We start from the raw sequence: 17,019 nt of genomic DNA, 5'->3' as shown, positions 1-17,019 counted from the left end.
CTCGCCGACTACGGCGCCGACGTCGTCGTGATCAACCTGGGCGGCGACGGCATCTCCGTCAACGCCACCAACCTCCTCGCCTTCGACGCACACCTGACCTGGGGCGTGGAGCGTGTGAAGGGGCTCGCGAAGTTCGCCGGTCAGGGCCTGTGGAACACGAAGATCTCCGGGCAGGGCTGGGTGGCGCTCACCTCCCGGGGCAAGCCGATCGTCGTGGACTGCGGCGGCGGCGAGGACGAGACCTACGTCGACCCGGACGCGCTCGTCGCCTGGTCGCCGAACCTGAAGGTGAAGGGCAAGCGCAGCTTCAAGGCCCAGTCGCTGATCGGCCGAGGCAGCGGCGAGGCCTACCAGATGGCCTTCTCCGGCCAGGGCATCGTCGTCGTCCAGCCCAGCGAGGACAGCACCGACCGCCTCCGGATCCGGGGCTGAGGGGGAGCCAGAACACCATGCAGAGCCCGCTTTTCGCGCACAACGACCTCCAGACGCAGGAGCGCTGGAGCCTGCAGAACAAGCAGATGCTCCGGGTCGCCCTGGAGGGCCACGACGACCTTCTCGCCCGCAAGGGCACCATGGTCGCCTACCAGGGCCTGGTCGAGTTCGACGCCGAGTACCGCAGCAACGGCCAGGCACGCGCGCGTGCGCACACCGGCGAGGGCCTGGACCTGATGCGCTGCCACGGCCAGGGCACCGTCTACCTCGCCAACCTCGCCCAGCACGTGCACATCATGGACGTCGAGCAGGACGGGCTGACCGTCGACAGCTCCTACGTCCTAGCCATGGACTCCTCGCTGCACCACGAGGTCATCGCCGTCGACAGCCTCTACGGCATCTCCGGCTCCGGCAAGTACCAGCTCAACATCACCGGGCGCGGCAAGGTCGCCCTGATGACCTCGGGTGCCCCGCTGCTGATGCAGGTCACGCCCGACAGGTACGTCAACTGCGACGCCGACGCGATCGTGGCCTGGTCCACCGGGCTGCGCGTGCAGATGCAGGCCCAGACGCACTCCTCCGGCGTGTGGCGGCGGCGCGGCAACACCGGCGAGGGCTGGGAGCTGAGCTTCATGGGCTCCGGGTTCGTGCTCGTGCAGCCCAGCGAGCTGCTGCCGCCGCAGAACGCCGTGATCGGGCAGGGCGTCGCCGCCCAGTTCGGCATGGGCCAGCAGGGGGCGCGCGGCCAGAACCAGGGCAACGTCTGGAGCTGAGCGCGCCCGGACGGCGCACGTAAGGGGTGGCCGCCTTGGCGGCCACCCCTTACCCGTTCAGGGCGCGGCGCGGGGATCCGGTCGGAGCCCGGCGCGGGAACCCGCTCAGAGCCTGGCGCGGGTCGCCTCCACCAGCCGGACCACCGACTCGTCGGCCACGCCCGCCACCTCGTCGTAGGCGAACCAGCGCAGGTCGAGGGACTCGTCGCTGATCTGCTGCACCGCGCCGGGCGGCGCCAGGACCGCGTACTGCACGTCGTAGTGCCAGGTGCAGGGCGCCGGGATCGGATGCCGGTCCAGCCGCACCGGGCCGCCGGGCAGCGGCGTCAGCCCGGCGACACCGGACTCCTCCGTCGCCTCGCGCAGGGCCGCCGCCCGCAGCGTGGCGTCGCCCGGCTCGCAGTGGCCGCCCATCTGCAGCCACATCCGCAGCTTCCGGTGCAGGGTGAGCAGCACCCGGCCGTGCTCGGGATCGACGACCAGGGCACTGGCCGTGACGTGGCCCGCCTCACAGGCCTTCCACATGCCGTCCGGGTGCGCCGCGAGGTGGTCCAGGTAGGCCTGGCGCAGCTCGTCCTGGCCCTCGTACTCCTTCAGGACGAGGACCGCGTCGTCGTACAGGCTCACTCGGTGTCGTCGCCCTCGGTGTCGTCGTCCTTCTTGCGCAGGTCCGGCTTGCGGGCGGCCTCGCCGAGCATCTTGTCCAGCTCGGAGAAGTCCAGCTGCTCGCGGTGGACGAAGCCGTCCGGGTCGTCCAGGTCGGTCGCGGTCGGCAGCATGTCCGGGTGGGCCCACAGGCCGTCCCGGCCGTCCACCCCGCGCGCGTCCGTGAGCGAGGCCCACAGACGGGAGGCGTCGCGCAGCCGGCGCGGGCGCAGCTCCAGGCCGATCAGCGTGGCGAACGTCTGCTCCGCCGGGCCACCGGTCGCGCGGCGGCGGCGCAGCGTCTCACGCAGGGCGTCGGCCGATCCCAGACGGGGCTTCGCGGCGGTGTGGACCACCGCGTCGACCCAGCCCTCGACGAGCGCGAGAGCGGTCTCCAGACGGGCCAGGGCGGCCTTCTGCTCCGGCGTGTCCTCCGGCTGGAACATGCCCTGCTGCAGCGCGTCCTGCAACTGCTCCGGGTTCTGCGGGTCGAACTGGCCGACCACGTCCTCCAGCTTGGCCGTGTCGACCTTGATCCCGCGCGCGTAGCCGTCGACCGCGCCGAACAGGTGCGAGCGCAGCCACGGCACGTGCGCGAACAGACGCTGGTGGGCGGCCTCCCGCAGGGCCAGGTAGAGCCGCACCTCCTCCTGCGGCACGCCCAGGTCCTTGCCGAACGCCTCCACGTTCGCCGGCAGCAGCGCGGCCCGGCCGGCCGGGCCGAGCGGCAGACCGATGTCGGTGGAGCCGACGACCTCGCCCGCGAGCACGCCCACGGCCTGCCCGATCTGCGTGCCGAACATGGCGCCGCCCATCGAGCGCATCATGCCGATCAGCGGGCCCGCCATGGCCTGCATCTCCTCCGGCAGGACGTCACCCATGGCCGCGCCGACCCGCTCGGCGACCGGATCGACCAGCTCCTGCCAGGCGGGCAGGGTCGCCTCGACCCACTCCGCGCGCGACCAGGCCACCGCCGAGGCGGAGCCCGACGGCAGGGACGTCGCGTCGTCCAGCCACAGGTCGGCCAGGCGCACGGCCTCCTCCACCGCCCGGCGCTCGGCCGGGCCGACGCTGGCGTCCTTGGAGCCGTCCGGGGCGCCCTGGGCGACCGTCTGGCGGGCGATCTGCTTGGCCATGTCCCAGTTCACCGGCCCGCCCTCGTACGAGAGCATCTGGCCCAGCTGCTGGAACGCGGCGCCCAGGTCGGTGGGGTTCAGGGAACCGAACATGGCAGCGAGCGGGTTGTCGGCGCCGGGGCCGCCAAAGCCGCCGGCTCCGGGCAGGCCGCCGAAACCGAACGGATTGGCCGGTCCCTGCCCACCACCGCTCTGCTGGTCCTTCTTCTTGCCCTCGTCGCCGTCTTCCGGCTCCTCCGGCGGAAGGCCGAAACCGAATGGGGTGTCACTCACGGGATTCCTCGGCTGGTAAGGCCACCGGTTTCCTCCGGCGGCGCGGCTGCCCGACAACACCACCCAGCGTAGACACCCGGACCCGATCGGGCCTCGGTGCTTCGCCTGCGGAAGGCCTGCGGCAGGATGGATGCACCTGGTACGTACGCGTCACTCGCGCCCGTACTGAAGACAACCGCTGGAGACGCCCGGTGAGTTCCCCAGATCCACAGGTTCGCGCAGCGCGAAACCCGTCAACCTCTCCCGCCGTGCGCGGACCCGTCGTCGCGGTGACCGGCGCCGCCACCGGGGTCGGCGCCCTGCTCACCGAGCGGCTCGCCGCCTCCGAGGAGATCAAACAGGTCGTCGCCATCGACGAGCGGCGCGGCGAGTGCGCCGACGCGCAGTGGCACATCCTCGACGTGCGCGACCCCGCCATCGCCGACAAGCTGCGGGGCGCCGACGTGGTCGTCCACCTCGCGCTCGACCTCGACCTGGAGACCGATCCGGCGGCGCGCACGGCTTACAACGTCCGGGGGACCCAGACCGTCCTGACCGCCGCCGCGGCGGCCGGGGTGCACCGCGTGGTGCTGTGCACCTCGGCGATGGTCTACGGCGCGCTGCCGGACAACGAGCTGCCCCTGTCGGAGGACGCCGAACTGCGCGCGACCGCCGAGGCGACCGGGGTCGGGGACCTGCTGGAGATCGAACGGCTGGCGCGGCGGGCGCCGCGCGCGCATCCGGGGCTGAACGTCACCGTGGTCCGCCCGGCCGTCCTGGTCGGCGGCACCGACACCGCGCTGACCAGGTACTTCGAGTCGCCGCGGCTGCTGGTCGTCGCCGGGTCGCGGCCCGCGTGGCAGTTCTGCCATGTCGAGGACCTGTGCAGCGCCCTGGAGTACGCCGTCCTGGAGAAGGTCGACGGGGAGCTGGCCGTCGGCTGCGACGGATGGCTGGAGCAGGAGGAGGTCGAGGAGCTGAGCGGGATCCGGCGGATGGAGCTGCCGTCGGCGGTCGCGCTCGGCGCGGCGGCCCGGCTGCACCGGATCGGCCTCACCCCGTCCCCGGCGGGCGACCTCGCGTACACGATGTACCCCTGGGTGGTCAGCGGGAGCCGGCTGCACGACGCCGGGTGGCGGCCGAAATGGACCAACGAGGAGGTCCTCGCGGAGCTGCTGGAGGAGGTCTCCGGGCGGCACACGGTGGCCGGGCGGCGACTGGGACGCAAGGACGCGACGGCCGCGGGAGCGGCGGGCGCGACGGTCGCCCTGCTGGGCGCGGCGGCCGTCGTACGGCGGGCCCGGAAGGCCCGGCGGCGGGTGTGAGGTGCCCGGTGCCGGGCGCGGCGGCGTCGTAGGACACTCCAAAACGCCCCGCGCGCGTGCCGGGCGAAACGCGTATTCCCCGAAGCCGGACGCGTACGGCACGATGGGGGGCATGGCGCAGACGAACGACCACCCCGGCGAGCGGGCCGCCCAGGACCCCATCAAGCTGATCGGCATCCGGGAGACGCCGCTCTCCGTGGACGAGGTGTTCCGGGCCGTCGGGGACGACGCGGCCGGGGGTGTCGCGCTGTTCGTGGGGACCGTGCGGAACCACGACGGGGGCGCCGACGTCGACGCCCTCGGATACTCCTGCCATCCCAGCGCCGAGGCCGAGATGCGGCGGATCGCCGAGAAGGTCGTCGCCGACCACCCCGTGCGCGCGCTGGCCGCCGTCCACCGGGTGGGGGACCTGCGCGTGGGGGATCTCGCCGTCGTCGTCGCCGTGGCCTGCCCGCACCGCGCGGAGGCCTTCGACGCCTGCCGCAAGCTGATCGACGACCTCAAGCACGAGGTGCCCATCTGGAAGCACCAGAAGTTCTCGGACGGCACGGAGGAGTGGGTCGGCGCCTGCTGACCCGGAGGCCGCCCGCCGACCCGACGGACGCGCGGAGAGCCGCCGAAGGGAAGGGCGCCCGCGGAGCCGAACGGGCGCGTGCCGGTCTGAAAAACGCCCCTTGAGGTGAACCCGCGTGCCTGCCGGCCCGGAAGGCGCCCACTGGGCCGAACGGCGGGCCTGCCGGTGCCCGTCCGGGGGCCGCCCCGTCCCCCGAAGGCGTCACATCCGGCACACGCTCCCCTGCGGTTGCGTAACCGGCACCCTAGCGTGAGCGTTGTCCGTGCGGATGGTTAATCTGCTGATCAGTCAGTCGCGGACGCTCATGGTCTATGGGAGGTCGGCATGGGGGTGCTTGTCTGGCTGCTGATTCCGCTTGTGGCTGCGATCGGCGGTGGACTGTGGGGCACGTGGGCCAACCGGACCCGGAAGGCCCGGAGCGACGGCCCTGAGCTGGACGGATACGCCCGGTTCCGGGAGGCCATGGAGAAGTCCCGCACGGGCGCGCGCGGCGCGTGACGGGGGTGCCCTGACGGTGCGCTGACAGAGGCGTCCCGTACTGTCGAGGCATGCCACGCCGCACCGCGACGATGCTCGCCTCGACCCTGATGCTGATCGCGCTCCTGTGCGCGGGAGTGCTCATCCCCGTGCCGTACGCGGAGATGTCTCCCGGCCCGACCGTGAACACGCTCGGGGAGCACGACGGCGAGCCGGTGCTGCAGATCTCCGGGCACACGACCTATCCCACGGACGGCCATCTCAACATGACCACCGTCCGGGTCACCAGCGCCGACTACCGGATGAACCTCGTCGAGGCCGTCTACGGCTGGCTCGCGCACGACAGCAAGATCGTCCCGCACGACACGCTCTACCCGGACGGCAAGACGGAGGAGCAGTCCACCCAGGAGAACGCCGAGGAGTTCAGCCAGTCCCAGGAGAGCGCCAAGGTCGCCGCCCTGAAGGAGCTGGGCATCCCGGTGAAGTCCTGGGTGATCGTCTCCACGGTCGTCAAGGACTCCCCGGCCGAGGGCAAGCTGCACGCCGGCGATGTGATCAAGGCCGTGGACGGTACGGCGGTCAAGCAGCCGGCCGACGTCGCCAAGCTGGTGACCAAGCACAAGCCCGGGCAGAAGACCGTCTTCACCGTCGTCCCGGCCAAGGAGCAGGCCGCCGCCGAGAAGGCCCACCGGACGCCCACCGGCACACAGGACGTCACGATCACCACGAAGACCTCCGACGACAGCGGGGCCGAGCGGGCCGTCGTCGGCATCTCCGCCGGGACCGACCACACCTTCCCGTTCACCATCGACATCAAGCTCGCCGACGTCGGCGGACCCAGCGCCGGCCTGATGTTCGCCCTCGGCATCTACGACAAGCTCACCCCCGGCAACCTCACCGGCGGCAGGTTCGTCGCCGGCACCGGCACCATCGACGACAACGGCACCGTCGGCCCGATCGGCGGCGTCGAGATGAAGACCGTCGGCGCGCGCAGCAAGGGCGCCCGGTACTTCCTGACGCCCGCCGACAACTGCGCGGCAGCCGCCAAGGACACCCCGAGCGGGCTCACCCTGGTCAAGGTCAAGACCATCGGCGACGCCCTCGGCGCGCTGAAGGACATCCGCAGCGGCGACACCGCCGACCTGCCGAAGTGCACCACCAAGGGCTGAGCGGACCCCGGCACGGCGAGGGGCGCTCCCTGACACCAGGGGCGCCCCCATCGCCGTACCCCGGCGCAGCCGGATCAGTCCGCGAACGTCGCCGCCAGCGCCTCCGCGAGGCCCGGCACCAGGTCGGGGCCGGTCAGCACCTCCGTCGGGGAGTCCTTCTCGCGCAGCCGCAGCGCCGACTCGCGGCTGCCGTCGCGCAGCACGGCCACCGTCATACGGACCTCCTGGCGCTCGGGGTGCCGGGCCACCCACTCGGCCAGCTTGGCCTCGGACAGGCCGGAGGGGACCTGGGCCTCGGCGGACGGCGGCAGCATCAGGCGCTCCACGGCGAGCGCGCAGCCGGTCACCGCGTCAGGCCAGGCGATGGTGCCGAGGAACTCGTCGAGCGGCTTGCCGGACGGGATCTCGTCCTGCTCGATCGGGGTGAGACCGCTGGTCTCGGACTCGTCCCCCAGGCCCAGCTGGGCCGCGAGCGAAGGTTCCTGAGCCCGCAGCCGTGCGGTGTCTACGAGGGCGAAGAGGCGAGCGGGCTGGTCCCAGCCGAGGCCGGAGACGTACTCGTCGATCTCGAGTACGGCCCGGGTGAGCGGGCTCGCTGCCATGGGAGTGTTGGACATGGTCACAATCCTGCCTCGTTCCCGGCCGGAATCGGGAACCGAGTAAACGATGAGTAAGTTGCATAGGTGTGGGCCCGCGTACACGGGGGGCCACGGCGGGCCCGCGAACCCGAGGGTCTGACGGATCGACAGCGAACTTCGAGGTGCGCACCTTGGCTTTCCAGATGCCGGACCGCGGCGGAGGCCCGACGGGGCCACGGATCAGAGCGGGCCGCCCGTCCCGGAGGGTGAGGACCCTGCTCGTGACACTGGGCGTCCTTGCCGTGCTCGGCATGGCGTTCACCATGTTCGCGGGCTTCTGGACGGACTGGCTGTGGTACCGGTCGGTGCACTACTCGTCCGTGTTCACCACCACCCTGACGACCAAGATCGGGCTGTTCTTCGTCTTCGGCCTGCTGATGGCGGTCGCGGTCGGCCTCAACATCTGGCTCGCGCACCGGCTGCGGCCCCCGCTCAGCGCCATGTCCATGGAGCAGCAGAGCCTCGACCGCTACCGCATGGCCATCGCGCCGTACAAGAAGTGGCTGCTGCTCGCCATCACCGCCCTGGTCGGGCTGATCGCGGGCGCCTCGGCGTCGAGCCAGTGGCGGATCTGGCTGATGTGGGTCAACGGCGTGCCCTTCCACGAGAAGGACCCCCAGTTCCACCTGGACGTCGCCTTCTACGCCTTCGACCTGCCCTGGTACCGCTTCCTGCTGGGCTTCGGCTTCGCCGCCGCCATCCTGTCCCTGATCGCCGCCGCGCTCACCCACTACCTGTACGGCGGGCTGCGCGTCACCAGCCCGGGCGCCCGCGCCACGGCCGCCGCGACCGGACACCTGTCGGTGCTGCTCGGCATCTTCGTCGCCCTCAAGGCGGTCGCCTACTGGCTCGACCGGTACGGCCTCGCGGTCAAGTCCAGCGACTTCAAGGCCACCGACAACTGGACCGGCCTGCGCTACGTCGACGCCAACGCCTACCTGCCGGCCAAGACGATCCTGTTCTGCATCGCCGTCATCTGCGCGCTGCTGTTCTTCGCCACCCTGTGGCGGCGCACCTGGCAGCTGCCGGTCATCGGCTTCGGCCTGATGGTGCTGTCGGCGATCCTGATCGGCGGCCTGTACCCGGCCATCGTGCAGAAGTTCCAGGTCCAGCCGAACGAGCAGGCGAAGGAGGCACCGTACGTCCAGAAGAACCTGAAGGCGACCCGCGAGGCGTACGGCATCGACGACACCGAGGTCAGCGAGTACGCGGGCAAGTCGGCCACCACGGACAAGGCCAAGCTCCGCGACGAGGCGAACGACGCCGCGAGCATCCGCATCCTGGACCCGAACATCGTCTCGCCGACGTTCCAGGTGCTCCAGCAGATGAAGAACTACTACGGGTTCCCGACCAACCTGGACGTCGACCGGTACCCGACCAAGGACGGCAAGGAGCAGGACACCGTCCTCGGCCTGCGCGAGCTGAACCTCGACGGCATCCCGAAGAACAACTGGATCAACGACCACTTCCGTTACACGCACGGCTTCGGCGTGGTCGCCGCCAAGGGCACCGAGGCCAACGCCAACGGCGAGCCGGTCTTCACCGAGTACGACCTGCCCTCCCAGGGCGACCTCGGCACGTACGAGCAGCGGGTCTACTACGGCGAGAAGACCACCACCTACTCCATCGTCGGCGGTCCCCAGAAGGAGATCGACTACTCCGACGACGACGGCGAGAAGACCACCAGCTACCGCGGCAACAGCGGGGTCAACCTCGACAACCCGATCAACCGGGCCGCGTACGCGGTCGCGTTCAACGAGCCGCAGATCCTCTACTCGGGCGCCATCGGCAAGGGCTCGCGGATCCTGTACAACCGCACGCCCAAGGAGCGCGTCGAGGCGGTCGCCCCCTGGCTGACCATCGACGGCGACGCCTACCCGGCCGTCGTCAAGGGCCGCATCCAGTGGATCGTCGACGCGTACACGACCACCAACGGCTACCCGTACTCCTCGCGGACGACCCTCGGGGACACGACGGCCGACTCGCTGACGGCGACGAACAACTCGCGCGCGGTGGTGGCCCAGCAGAACCAGGTCAACTACATCCGCAACTCGGTGAAGGCGACGGTCGACGCGTACACCGGCGAGGTCAAGCTGTACCAGTGGGACACCAAGGACCCGGTGCTCAAGACCTGGATGAAGGCGTTCCCCGACACGGTGCAGCCCAAGAGCGCGATCTCCGGGGACCTGATGGACCACCTGCGCTACCCGCAGGACCTGTTCAAGGTGCAGCGGGAGCTGCTCACCCGCTACCACGTGACGGACGCCGAGACCTTCCTCACCGGCAGTGAGGTGTGGCAGGTGCCGGACGACCCGACCAACAAGTCGGGCAACGCGGTGCCGCCCTACTACCTGAGCATGAAGATGCCGGGCCAGGACCGGCAGGCGTTCTCCCTGTCGACGACGTTCACACCCAACGGGCGTTACAACCTGAGCGCGTTCATGTCGGTCGACGCCGAAGCCGGCACCTCCGACTACGGCAAGATCAGAATCCTGAAACTGCCGACGCGTACGACCGTCGACGGACCGAAACAGGTCCAGAGCCAGTTCAACTCCGAACAGGACATCGCCGCCGCGATCAAGCTCCTCAAGGGCGGCGACTCGGAGGTCGAGTACGGCAACCTGCTGACCGTTCCCCTGGACGGCGGCCTGCTCTACGTGGAGCCGGTCTACGTACGCGGCGGTGGCCTGAAGTACCCGCTGCTGCGCAAGGTGCTGGTCACCTACGAGGGCCGGACCGCGTTCGAGAACACCCTGGGCGAGGCGCTCGACAAGGTCTTCGGGACGAAGAGTTCGGCCCCCAAGCCACCGGAGACCGGCACCACCGTCCCGCCCGGCACCAGCGATCCGACGGTCAAACAGGCGCTGGAGGACGCCCAGAAGGCCTTCGACGCCGGGCAGCAGGCGCTGAAGGACGGGCCGGACTGGGACGCGTACGCCAAGGCGCAGAAGGATCTTCAGGACGCGCTGAAGCGGGCCGAGGAGGCGCAGGCCAAGGCCGACCGGACCGGCGGAAAGAACGGCGACAAGGCCGGGAGCGGCGAGCAGGACGGCGACAAGGCCGGCGAGAAGAACAACGAGAAGAACAACGAGAAGAACAGCGAGCAGAGCGGCGACAAGAACGGGAGCTGATCAAGACCCCTCCGCGCCGTGGTACGGTTGACGAGCAACGGCGCGGGGTGGAGCAGCTCGGTAGCTCGCTGGGCTCATAACCCAGAGGTCGCAGGTTCAAATCCTGTCCCCGCTACTGAAGTCGAAGGCCCGGATCCAACAGGGATCCGGGCCTTCGTGGTGTGCGAACTCATGTACTGAGGGGAGGGACGGCCGCGCCGCCGTGGGGAGTTGGGCGGTGTGTGTTTGACTTGTCTCCCTGTGGGCATGTCGACAAAACGCTGAAGTGACCTCACGGGCTGCGGTATACCGGGTGTACCCAGGTTGCAGGTGGTGCGACGATGGACGTTATGGGGGACAAGGCAACTCTGTTCGAGACAGGGCGATTTGTGCAGCCTTCCGGTACGGAGCCGGCCCGCGACGAGATGGTGGACATGGGGGAGGCCGCCGAGGAGACGCGCCTCGCGCTCGCCGCGCAGAGCGGTGACGCCGAGGCGGCGAGTGTCCTCGGAGCCATGCTGCTGCGCCGCGGCGACCTCGACGGAGCCGAACCCCACCTGCGCGCGGCCACCGCGGCCGGCGACCGGGCCGCCGCCAACAACCTGGGCGTCCTGCTGCACCAGCGCGGTTATCCCGAGGAGGCGGCCGGCTGGTGGCGGATCGCCGCCGTGGCCGGCTCCGCCGCCGCCGCGCACGCGCTGGGCCGCCACCACCGCGAGCGCGGCGACGAACCGGCCGCCGAGTACTGGCTGCGCCAGTCCGCCGAGCAGGGCCATGTCCTCGGCGCCTACGCGCTCGCCGACCTGCTGGAGCACCGCGGGGACGTCGCCGCCCGGCACTGGATGCGGGCCGCCGCCGAGCGCGGCCACCGGGAGGCCGCCTACCGGCTGGCGCGCGCGCTCGACCGCACGGCCGGCCCCGGGGAGGAGACCGCGGGCGACAACGCTGTCGCGGAGGCCGAGCAGTGGTACCGGCAGGCCGCCGCGCGCGGGCACCGCCGGGCCGCGCTGCACCTCGGGGCGATCCTGGAGAAGCGCGGCGAACTGAAGGAGGCCGGCCGCTGGTACCTGACCTCGGCCAAGGACGGCGAGCCGCGGGCCGCCTGCGCGCTCGGCTTCCTGCTGCGCGACGCCGGCGACACCGAGAGCGCGGCCGTGTGGTGGCTGCGCGCCGCCCAGGAGGGCGACGGCAACGCGGCCAACGCGCTGGGCGCGCTGCACGCCGAGCGCGGCGAGACCCAGACCGCCGAGCGCTGGTACCGGGCCGCGCTGGACGCCGGCGACGACAACGGCGCCTACAACCTCGGGCTGCTCTGCGCCGAGCAGGGACGGACCGCGCAGGCCGAGCAATGGTACCGGCGGGCCGCCTACGCCGGGCACCGGGAGGCCGCGAACGCGCTGGCCATCCTGCTCCTCCAGGGCGGCGACACCACCGGGGCCGAGCCGTGGTTCTCCAAGGCGGCCGAGGCCGGCAGCGTGGACGCCGCGTTCAACCTCGGCATCCTCTACGCCGGACGCGGCGAGGACGAGATGGCGCTGCGCTGGTACGAGCGGGCGGCGGCCGCCGGGCACGCCGAGGCCGCGCTCCAGGTCGGGATCGCCCGGCTGCGCGAGGGCGACGAGCAGGAGGCCGAACGGCACTTGCGCTGTGCGGCGGGCGGCGGCAGCGCGGAGGGCGCATACCGGCTGGCCACCCTGCTCGACGCGCGCCGGCCGCCGGAGCCCGCGCACGAGCTGGGGGAGATCGTGCAGGAGAAGACCGAGTGCGAGGAGTGGTACGAGCGTGCCGCCTCGCAGGGGCACCGGCGGGCGCAGGTCCGGGTCGGCATGCTCGCGGCGGCCCGGGGCGACGTGGTGGAGGCGGCACGCTGGTACCGGGCGGCGGCCGAGGCCGGCTCGCGCAACGGCGCCTTCAACCTGGGGCTGCTGCTCGCCCGCGAGGGCAGCGAGCCCGAGGCGGCGGTGTGGTGGACCCGGGCCGCGGACGCCGGGCACGGACGGGCGGCACTGCGGCTGGCCCTCGTCTACGCGCGTCGCGGTGAGCTGGCGGAGGGGCAGCGGTGGGCCGACCGGGCGGTGGCCCTGGGGCCGGCGGAGGTGGCCGAGCGCGCGGCGCGACTGCGGGACGCACTACGCGAGGAACTTTCCGCGTGACCCCGCCCGCGGGCTGCCTGCCGGCGTGACCCCGGCCGCCTGCCGGCGTGACCCCGGCCGCCTGCCGGCGTGCCCAGGCCGCTTCCCGAGTGCCCCCGTCGCCTGCCGACGCGGCTCGGGCCTCCGGTCGGCGTTACCCCGGCCGCCTGCCGGCGCGCCCGGGCTGCTTCCCTGGTGGCCTCGGTCCTGTCGGCGGGGCGCCGGCGCCTCTCAGGCTGGCCGCCCAGCGCCGGCCCCAGCCTCCTGCCGGTGTGTCCAGGTTGCTTCGCGAGTGCCCCCGTCGGCTGCCGACGCGGCTCGGGCCTCCGGTCGGCGTGACCCTGGCCGCCTGCCAGCGCGCCCGGGCTGCTTCCCTGGTGGCCTCGGTCCTGTCGGCGGGGCGCCGGCACCTCTCGGCCTGGCCGCCCAGCGCCGGCCCCAGCCGCCTGTCGGCGGATCCGGGTCGCTTCCCACGTGACCCGGCCGCCTGCCGGTGTGCCCCAGTCCGCGCATCGGCGTGATCCCGGCCGCCTGTCGGCGTGGCTCGGGTCTTCTTGGCGTGACCGACTGCCTGGCGGCGTGATCTCGGCCGCCTGTCGCGTGGCTCCGGTCTTCTCGACGCGCCCGACCGCCTGCGGTGTGGATTGGGCCTCCTGCCGGCGTGCCTTCCGACGTCTTGGCATGCCCTCCGGCCGCCTCCGGACGTGACTCCGGCCTTCCTGGTGCGCCCCCGACCGCCTGTCGGCGTGACCCGGTCTCCTCGGCCTGCCCCGACCCCTGTTGCCCCTGTCGGCGTGACCCCCGTCACCTTTCGGTCCGGCCGCGGGTCCTCCCGGCCAAGCGATTTGCATCCCGGTGCGCGCGTCACGTAGTGTCGTGTTCACCGACGCGGGGTGGAGCAGCTCGGTAGCTCGCTGGGCTCATAACCCAGAGGTCGCAGGTTCAAATCCTGTCCCCGCTACTGAAGGCCGAGGGCCGGAATCCAGAGATGGGTTCCGGCCCTCGGTGTTTTCGTGGTGCGTGCCGTCTTCCGCGACCGGCACGCATACGCGAAGAGCCCCGGCGGATGCCGGGGCTCCAGGGAAGCGGTGTGCTACGCGCTCGCGCAGTTCGGGCACAGCCCCCGGTACGTCACCTCGACGTCCGACACCGTGAAGCCGAAGCGCTCGGAGTCGGGGAGGTCGGCCAGGGGGTTGCCGCTCGGGTGCACGTCGCGGATCGCGCCGCAGCGGGCGCACACCAGGTGGTGGTGCGGCCGGTGCGCGTTCGGGTCGTACCGCTTGGCGCGCTTGTCCGTCGTGACTTCCAGCACCTCGCCGAGCGAGACCAGCTCGCCCAGGGTGTTGTAGACGGTCGCCCGGGAGATCTCGGGCAGCTTCGCGACGGCCCGTGCGTGGACCTCGTCCGCCGTCAGGTGGACGTGCTCGCCGTTCAGGACCTCGGCCACCACGCGCCGCTGCGCGGTCATCCGCCATCCGCGTCCACGCAGCCGTTCCAGAAGGTCGCTCATGGCCACCAGCCTAACAGGAAGCATCCCTAGGTCGGGAATAGGTGTGACTTTGGATTGTTGTTTGACTTAGACAGAGTCCATTGTAGGATCGACAACGGCTTTGGCCACAGGACAGGACTAGTCAGTGACGACGCAGGAGGCGCACGTGACGCAGGGAGCGCTCACCACGGAGGCCGGTGCCCCGGTCGCCGACAACCAGAACAGCGAGACGGCGGGCGTCGGCGGGCCGGTCCTCGTCCAGGACCAGCTGCTGCTGGAGAAGCTGGCCCACTTCAACCGGGAGCGCATCCCGGAGCGGGTGGTGCACGCCCGCGGCGCCGGCGCGTACGGCACCTTCACCGTGACCGCCGACGTCACGCCGTACACGCGCGCGGCCTTCCTCTCCGAGGTCGGCAAGCAGACCGAGGTGTTCCTGCGCTTCTCCACCGTGGCGGGCAACCTCGGCGCGGCGGACGCTGTCCGGGACCCCCGCGGTTTCGCGCTGAAGTTCTACACCGAAGAGGGCAACTACGACCTCGTCGGCAACAACACCCCGGTCTTCTTCATCCGGGACGCGATCAAGTTCCCGGACTTCATCCACACCCAGAAGCGCGACCCGTACACCGGCAGCACCGAAGCCGACAACGTGTGGGACTTCTGGTCGCTGTCGCCGGAGTCCACCCACCAGGTGACCTGGCTGTTCGGCGACCGCGGCATCCCGGCGTCGTACCGGCACATGGACGGTTTCGGCTCGCACACCTTCCAGTGGAACAACGAGGCCGGCGAGGTCTTCTGGGTCAAGTACCACTTCAAGACCGACCAGGGGATCAAGAACCTCACCGCCGAGGAGGCCGAGGTCCTCGCGGGCAAGGACCCCGACTCGCACCAGCGCGACCTGCGCGAGGCGATCGAGCGCGGCGAGTTCCCGAGCTGGACCGTGGGCGTGCAGATCATGCCGGCGGCGGACGCGGCGACGTACCGCTTCAACCCGTTCGACCTGACCAAGGTGTGGCCGCACGCGGACTACCCGGTCATCGAGATCGGCAAGCTGGAGCTGAACCGCAACCCGCAGAACATCTTCGCCGAGGTCGAGCAGTCGATCTTCTCCCCGGCGCACTTCGTGCCCGGCATCGGCCCGTCCCCCGACAAGATGCTCCAGGGCCGGCTCTTCGCGTACGGCGACGCCCACCGCTACCGCGTCGGCATCAACGCCGACCACCTGCCGGTGAACCGCCCGCACGCCACCGAGGCGCGCACCAACTCCCGTGACGGCTTCCTCTACGACGGCCGGCACGGCGGTGCGAAGAACTACGAGCCGAACAGCTTCGGCGGGCCGCAGCAGACCGGCCGTCCGCTGTGGCAGCCGTTCGACGGCTTCACCGGCGGCACCGGCAACCACCCGACGCCCGTGCACGCCGAGGACGACGACTTCGTGCAGGCGGGCAACCTCTACCGGCTGATGTCGGAGGCGGAGAAGGAGCGCCTGATCGCCAACCTGGCGGGAGCGATCTCCCAGGTCTCGCGCGAGGACATCATCGAGCGCGCGATCGGCAACTTCCGCAACGCCGACGCCGACTTCGGCAAGCGGCTCGAGGCGGCGGTGCAGGCGCTGCGCGGCTGAGCCGGCCGCCTTCGCGGCTGGGCGGGCCGGACCCACGGTGCTCTGGGTCCGGCCCGCTTTCGCGTGTCAGGGCGCGGGGGTGGGCTCGCGGACCGGGATCCAGCGGCGGACGATGTCGCGGACGGAGACGATCCCGGCCACGTCGCCGCGGTCGAGGACGACCAGGTGCCGGAAGCCGCCGTGGGTCATGGCACGGGCCGCCTCCTCCAGGGTCCAGGTCGGGGCGGCGAAGACGACGTCGGTGGTGGTGTGGGCGTGGGTGCGTTCCGCGTCCGGGTTCTGGCCGAGGCCGAGCGAGTTGAGGATGTCGCGTTCGGTGAGGATGCCGATGCCGCCGGCGTCCGGGTCGAGAACGACCGCGGCGCCGACACGGCGGGCGGACATCAGGGTGGCTGCCTGGCGGAGGGTGTGGGCGGGGCCGAGGGTGAGTATCACCGTGCTCATGGCGTCACGGACGAGCATGAAGAGGCCACCTCCTTAAGGAACCCCTGGCTCGAGGAATCCCTGGGCTGGTGCAGCCCGGCGACGAAGGCGCCGGTTCAGCGCTGCACAAGTTCACAAGTGAGGGTGGGCTCAGAGTGCCAGGTAAAGGGAGGGTCAACAAGGGGGTGCGCAGCGCCCGTCGAGGGCGCGCGCGACGTACCGCGGGCGGTCAGCGGCGCGGGTTCAGATACTCCAGCAGCTCGTCGTGGAGCAGGCCGTTGGAGGCCGCCGCGTTGCCGCTGTGCGGGCCCGGACGGCCGTCGAGGCCGGTGAAGGTGCCGCCCGCCTCCGTCACGATGATCGCGTTGGCGGCCATGTCCCACAGGGACAGCTCCGGCTCGGCGCAGAGGTCCACGGAGCCCTCGGCGACCATCATGTACGGCCAGAAGTCACCGTACGCGCGCGTGCGCCACACCTGGCGGGTGAGGTCCAGGAAGCCGTCCAGGCGGCCCTGCTCCTCCCAGCCGGACAGCGAGGAGTACGCGAAGGAGGCGTCCGCGAGCCTGCCGACGCGGGAGGCGTGGATCCGGGTCGCGGCGGTGAGGTTGCGGCCGGTGAACGCGCCGTGGCCCTTCGCGGCCCACCAGCGGCGGCCGAGCGCGGGCGCGGAGACGACCCCGACGACGGGCTCGTAGCCTCCTTCGCCCGCCTCCATCAGGGCGATGAGCGTGGCCCACACCGGAACACCGCGGACGTAGTTCTTGGTGCCGTCGATCGGGTCGATCACCCAGCGGCGGGGACCGGTGCCCTCGACGCCGTACTC

The 17,019-nt window shown here is 71.5% G+C and carries 15 protein-coding genes and 2 tRNA genes; 11 read left to right on the top strand and 6 right to left on the bottom strand.

Going from position 1 to position 17,019, the window contains the following annotated elements; translation table 11 throughout:
• Positions 1-432: AIM24 family protein (locus CCN44_RS28755; protein WP_143650015.1), on the top strand; the 432-nt coding region annotated here is incomplete at its 5' end.
• 17 nt (positions 433-449) lie between these two features.
• Entirely contained in the window at positions 450-1,205 is a 756-nt protein-coding gene (locus CCN44_RS28750) for an AIM24 family protein (RefSeq protein WP_059252504.1), read from the top strand.
• 105 nt (positions 1,206-1,310) lie between these two features.
• On the opposite strand, the gene CCN44_RS28745 is transcribed toward CCN44_RS28750, so the two are convergent.
• A complete protein-coding gene (locus CCN44_RS28745; RefSeq protein WP_059252505.1) occupies positions 1,311-1,832 on the bottom strand; it encodes an NUDIX hydrolase in 522 nt (173 codons plus the stop codon).
• The gene (locus CCN44_RS28740) at positions 1,829-3,259 is read right to left on the bottom strand and encodes a zinc-dependent metalloprotease (protein ID WP_086700740.1); all 1,431 of its coding nucleotides are present in this window, start codon (positions 3,257-3,259) and stop codon (positions 1,829-1,831) included. The genes CCN44_RS28745 and CCN44_RS28740 overlap by 4 nt, the downstream gene beginning before the upstream one ends.
• Positions 3,260-3,450: 191 nt before the next feature.
• Between CCN44_RS28740 and CCN44_RS28735 the strand changes: the two genes are divergently transcribed.
• From CCN44_RS28735 to CCN44_RS28725, 4 genes are all read left to right on the top strand, one after another.
• A complete protein-coding gene (locus CCN44_RS28735; protein WP_059252507.1) occupies positions 3,451-4,563 on the top strand; it encodes an SDR family oxidoreductase in 1,113 nt (370 codons plus the stop codon).
• Positions 4,564-4,675: 112 nt separating this feature from the next.
• A complete protein-coding gene (locus CCN44_RS28730; RefSeq protein WP_086700737.1) occupies positions 4,676-5,137 on the top strand; it encodes a molybdenum cofactor biosynthesis protein MoaE in 462 nt (153 codons plus the stop codon).
• Positions 5,138-5,461: 324 nt separating this feature from the next.
• Positions 5,462-5,635, top strand: a complete 174-nt coding sequence (locus CCN44_RS45205) for a hypothetical protein (RefSeq protein ID WP_167404042.1) — start codon at positions 5,462-5,464, stop codon at positions 5,633-5,635.
• A 50-nt stretch (positions 5,636-5,685) separates the two neighbouring features.
• A complete protein-coding gene (locus CCN44_RS28725; RefSeq protein ID WP_189397063.1) occupies positions 5,686-6,783 on the top strand; it encodes a YlbL family protein in 1,098 nt (365 codons plus the stop codon).
• Between the two features lie 74 nt (positions 6,784-6,857).
• Here the strand turns inward: CCN44_RS28725 and CCN44_RS28720 are convergent, their stop codons facing one another.
• Complete coding sequence (locus tag CCN44_RS28720) at positions 6,858-7,400, bottom strand: PPA1309 family protein (RefSeq protein WP_059252509.1); 543 nt, start codon at positions 7,398-7,400, stop codon at positions 6,858-6,860.
• Positions 7,401-7,564: 164 nt separating this feature from the next.
• Between CCN44_RS28720 and CCN44_RS28715 the strand changes: the two genes are divergently transcribed.
• The 4 genes from CCN44_RS28715 (at position 7,565) to CCN44_RS28700 (ending at position 13,624) form a co-directional block, all read left to right on the top strand.
• Positions 7,565-10,552 carry a UPF0182 family membrane protein gene (locus tag CCN44_RS28715; protein ID WP_208639857.1) on the top strand — a complete coding sequence of 996 codons (2,988 nt, stop codon included), beginning with the start codon at positions 7,565-7,567 and terminating at the stop codon, positions 10,550-10,552.
• A 41-nt stretch (positions 10,553-10,593) separates the two neighbouring features.
• Positions 10,594-10,667 (top strand) — tRNA-Met (locus CCN44_RS28710).
• A 205-nt stretch (positions 10,668-10,872) separates the two neighbouring features.
• A complete protein-coding gene (locus tag CCN44_RS28705; protein WP_208639856.1) occupies positions 10,873-12,684 on the top strand; it encodes a tetratricopeptide repeat protein in 1,812 nt (603 codons plus the stop codon).
• 866 nt (positions 12,685-13,550) lie between these two features.
• A tRNA-Met gene (locus tag CCN44_RS28700) sits at positions 13,551-13,624 on the top strand.
• 132 nt (positions 13,625-13,756) lie between these two features.
• Here CCN44_RS28700 and CCN44_RS28695 read toward each other — a convergent pair.
• Positions 13,757-14,173 (bottom strand): Fur family transcriptional regulator, encoded by a 417-nt coding sequence (locus tag CCN44_RS28695; protein WP_079081142.1) that lies wholly within the window; start codon positions 14,171-14,173, stop codon positions 13,757-13,759.
• Between the two features lie 145 nt (positions 14,174-14,318).
• On the opposite strand from CCN44_RS28695, the gene CCN44_RS28690 reads away from it, so the two are divergent.
• Complete coding sequence (locus tag CCN44_RS28690) at positions 14,319-15,773, top strand: catalase (RefSeq protein WP_059252513.1); 1,455 nt, start codon at positions 14,319-14,321, stop codon at positions 15,771-15,773.
• Positions 15,774-15,839: 66 nt separating this feature from the next.
• Here CCN44_RS28690 and CCN44_RS28685 read toward each other — a convergent pair whose 3' ends face one another.
• A complete protein-coding gene (locus CCN44_RS28685; RefSeq protein WP_059252514.1) occupies positions 15,840-16,235 on the bottom strand; it encodes a CBS domain-containing protein in 396 nt (131 codons plus the stop codon).
• Between the two features lie 190 nt (positions 16,236-16,425).
• A partial coding sequence (locus CCN44_RS28680; RefSeq protein WP_086700729.1) for an inositol monophosphatase family protein occupies positions 16,426-17,019 on the bottom strand: 594 nt, incomplete at its 5' end.

Origin of the sequence: Streptomyces tricolor, from assembly GCF_002155905.1 — a bacterium.
In the GTDB taxonomy this organism is placed as follows: Bacteria; Actinomycetota; Actinomycetes; order Streptomycetales; family Streptomycetaceae; genus Streptomyces; species Streptomyces tricolor.
Note: the sequence above shows the minus strand (reverse complement) of the source record. Positions and strands in the feature narration are given on the sequence as shown.

Coding starts and splice junctions, on each gene's coding strand:
- CCN44_RS28715 (WP_208639857.1), top strand. CDS start 7,565: ATGCCGGACCGCGGCGGAGGCCCGACGGGGCCACGGATCAGAGCGGGC.
- CCN44_RS28725 (WP_189397063.1), top strand. CDS start 5,686: ATGCCACGCCGCACCGCGACGATGCTCGCCTCGACCCTGATGCTGATC.
- CCN44_RS28750 (WP_059252504.1), top strand. CDS start 450: ATGCAGAGCCCGCTTTTCGCGCACAACGACCTCCAGACGCAGGAGCGC.
- CCN44_RS28730 (WP_086700737.1), top strand. CDS start 4,676: ATGGCGCAGACGAACGACCACCCCGGCGAGCGGGCCGCCCAGGACCCC.
- CCN44_RS28705 (WP_208639856.1), top strand. CDS start 10,873: ATGGACGTTATGGGGGACAAGGCAACTCTGTTCGAGACAGGGCGATTT.
- CCN44_RS45205 (WP_167404042.1), top strand. CDS start 5,462: ATGGGGGTGCTTGTCTGGCTGCTGATTCCGCTTGTGGCTGCGATCGGC.
- CCN44_RS28720 (WP_059252509.1), bottom strand. CDS start 7,400: ATGTCCAACACTCCCATGGCAGCGAGCCCGCTCACCCGGGCCGTACTC.
- CCN44_RS28685 (WP_059252514.1), bottom strand. CDS start 16,235: ATGCTCGTCCGTGACGCCATGAGCACGGTGATACTCACCCTCGGCCCC.
- CCN44_RS28695 (WP_079081142.1), bottom strand. CDS start 14,173: ATGAGCGACCTTCTGGAACGGCTGCGTGGACGCGGATGGCGGATGACC.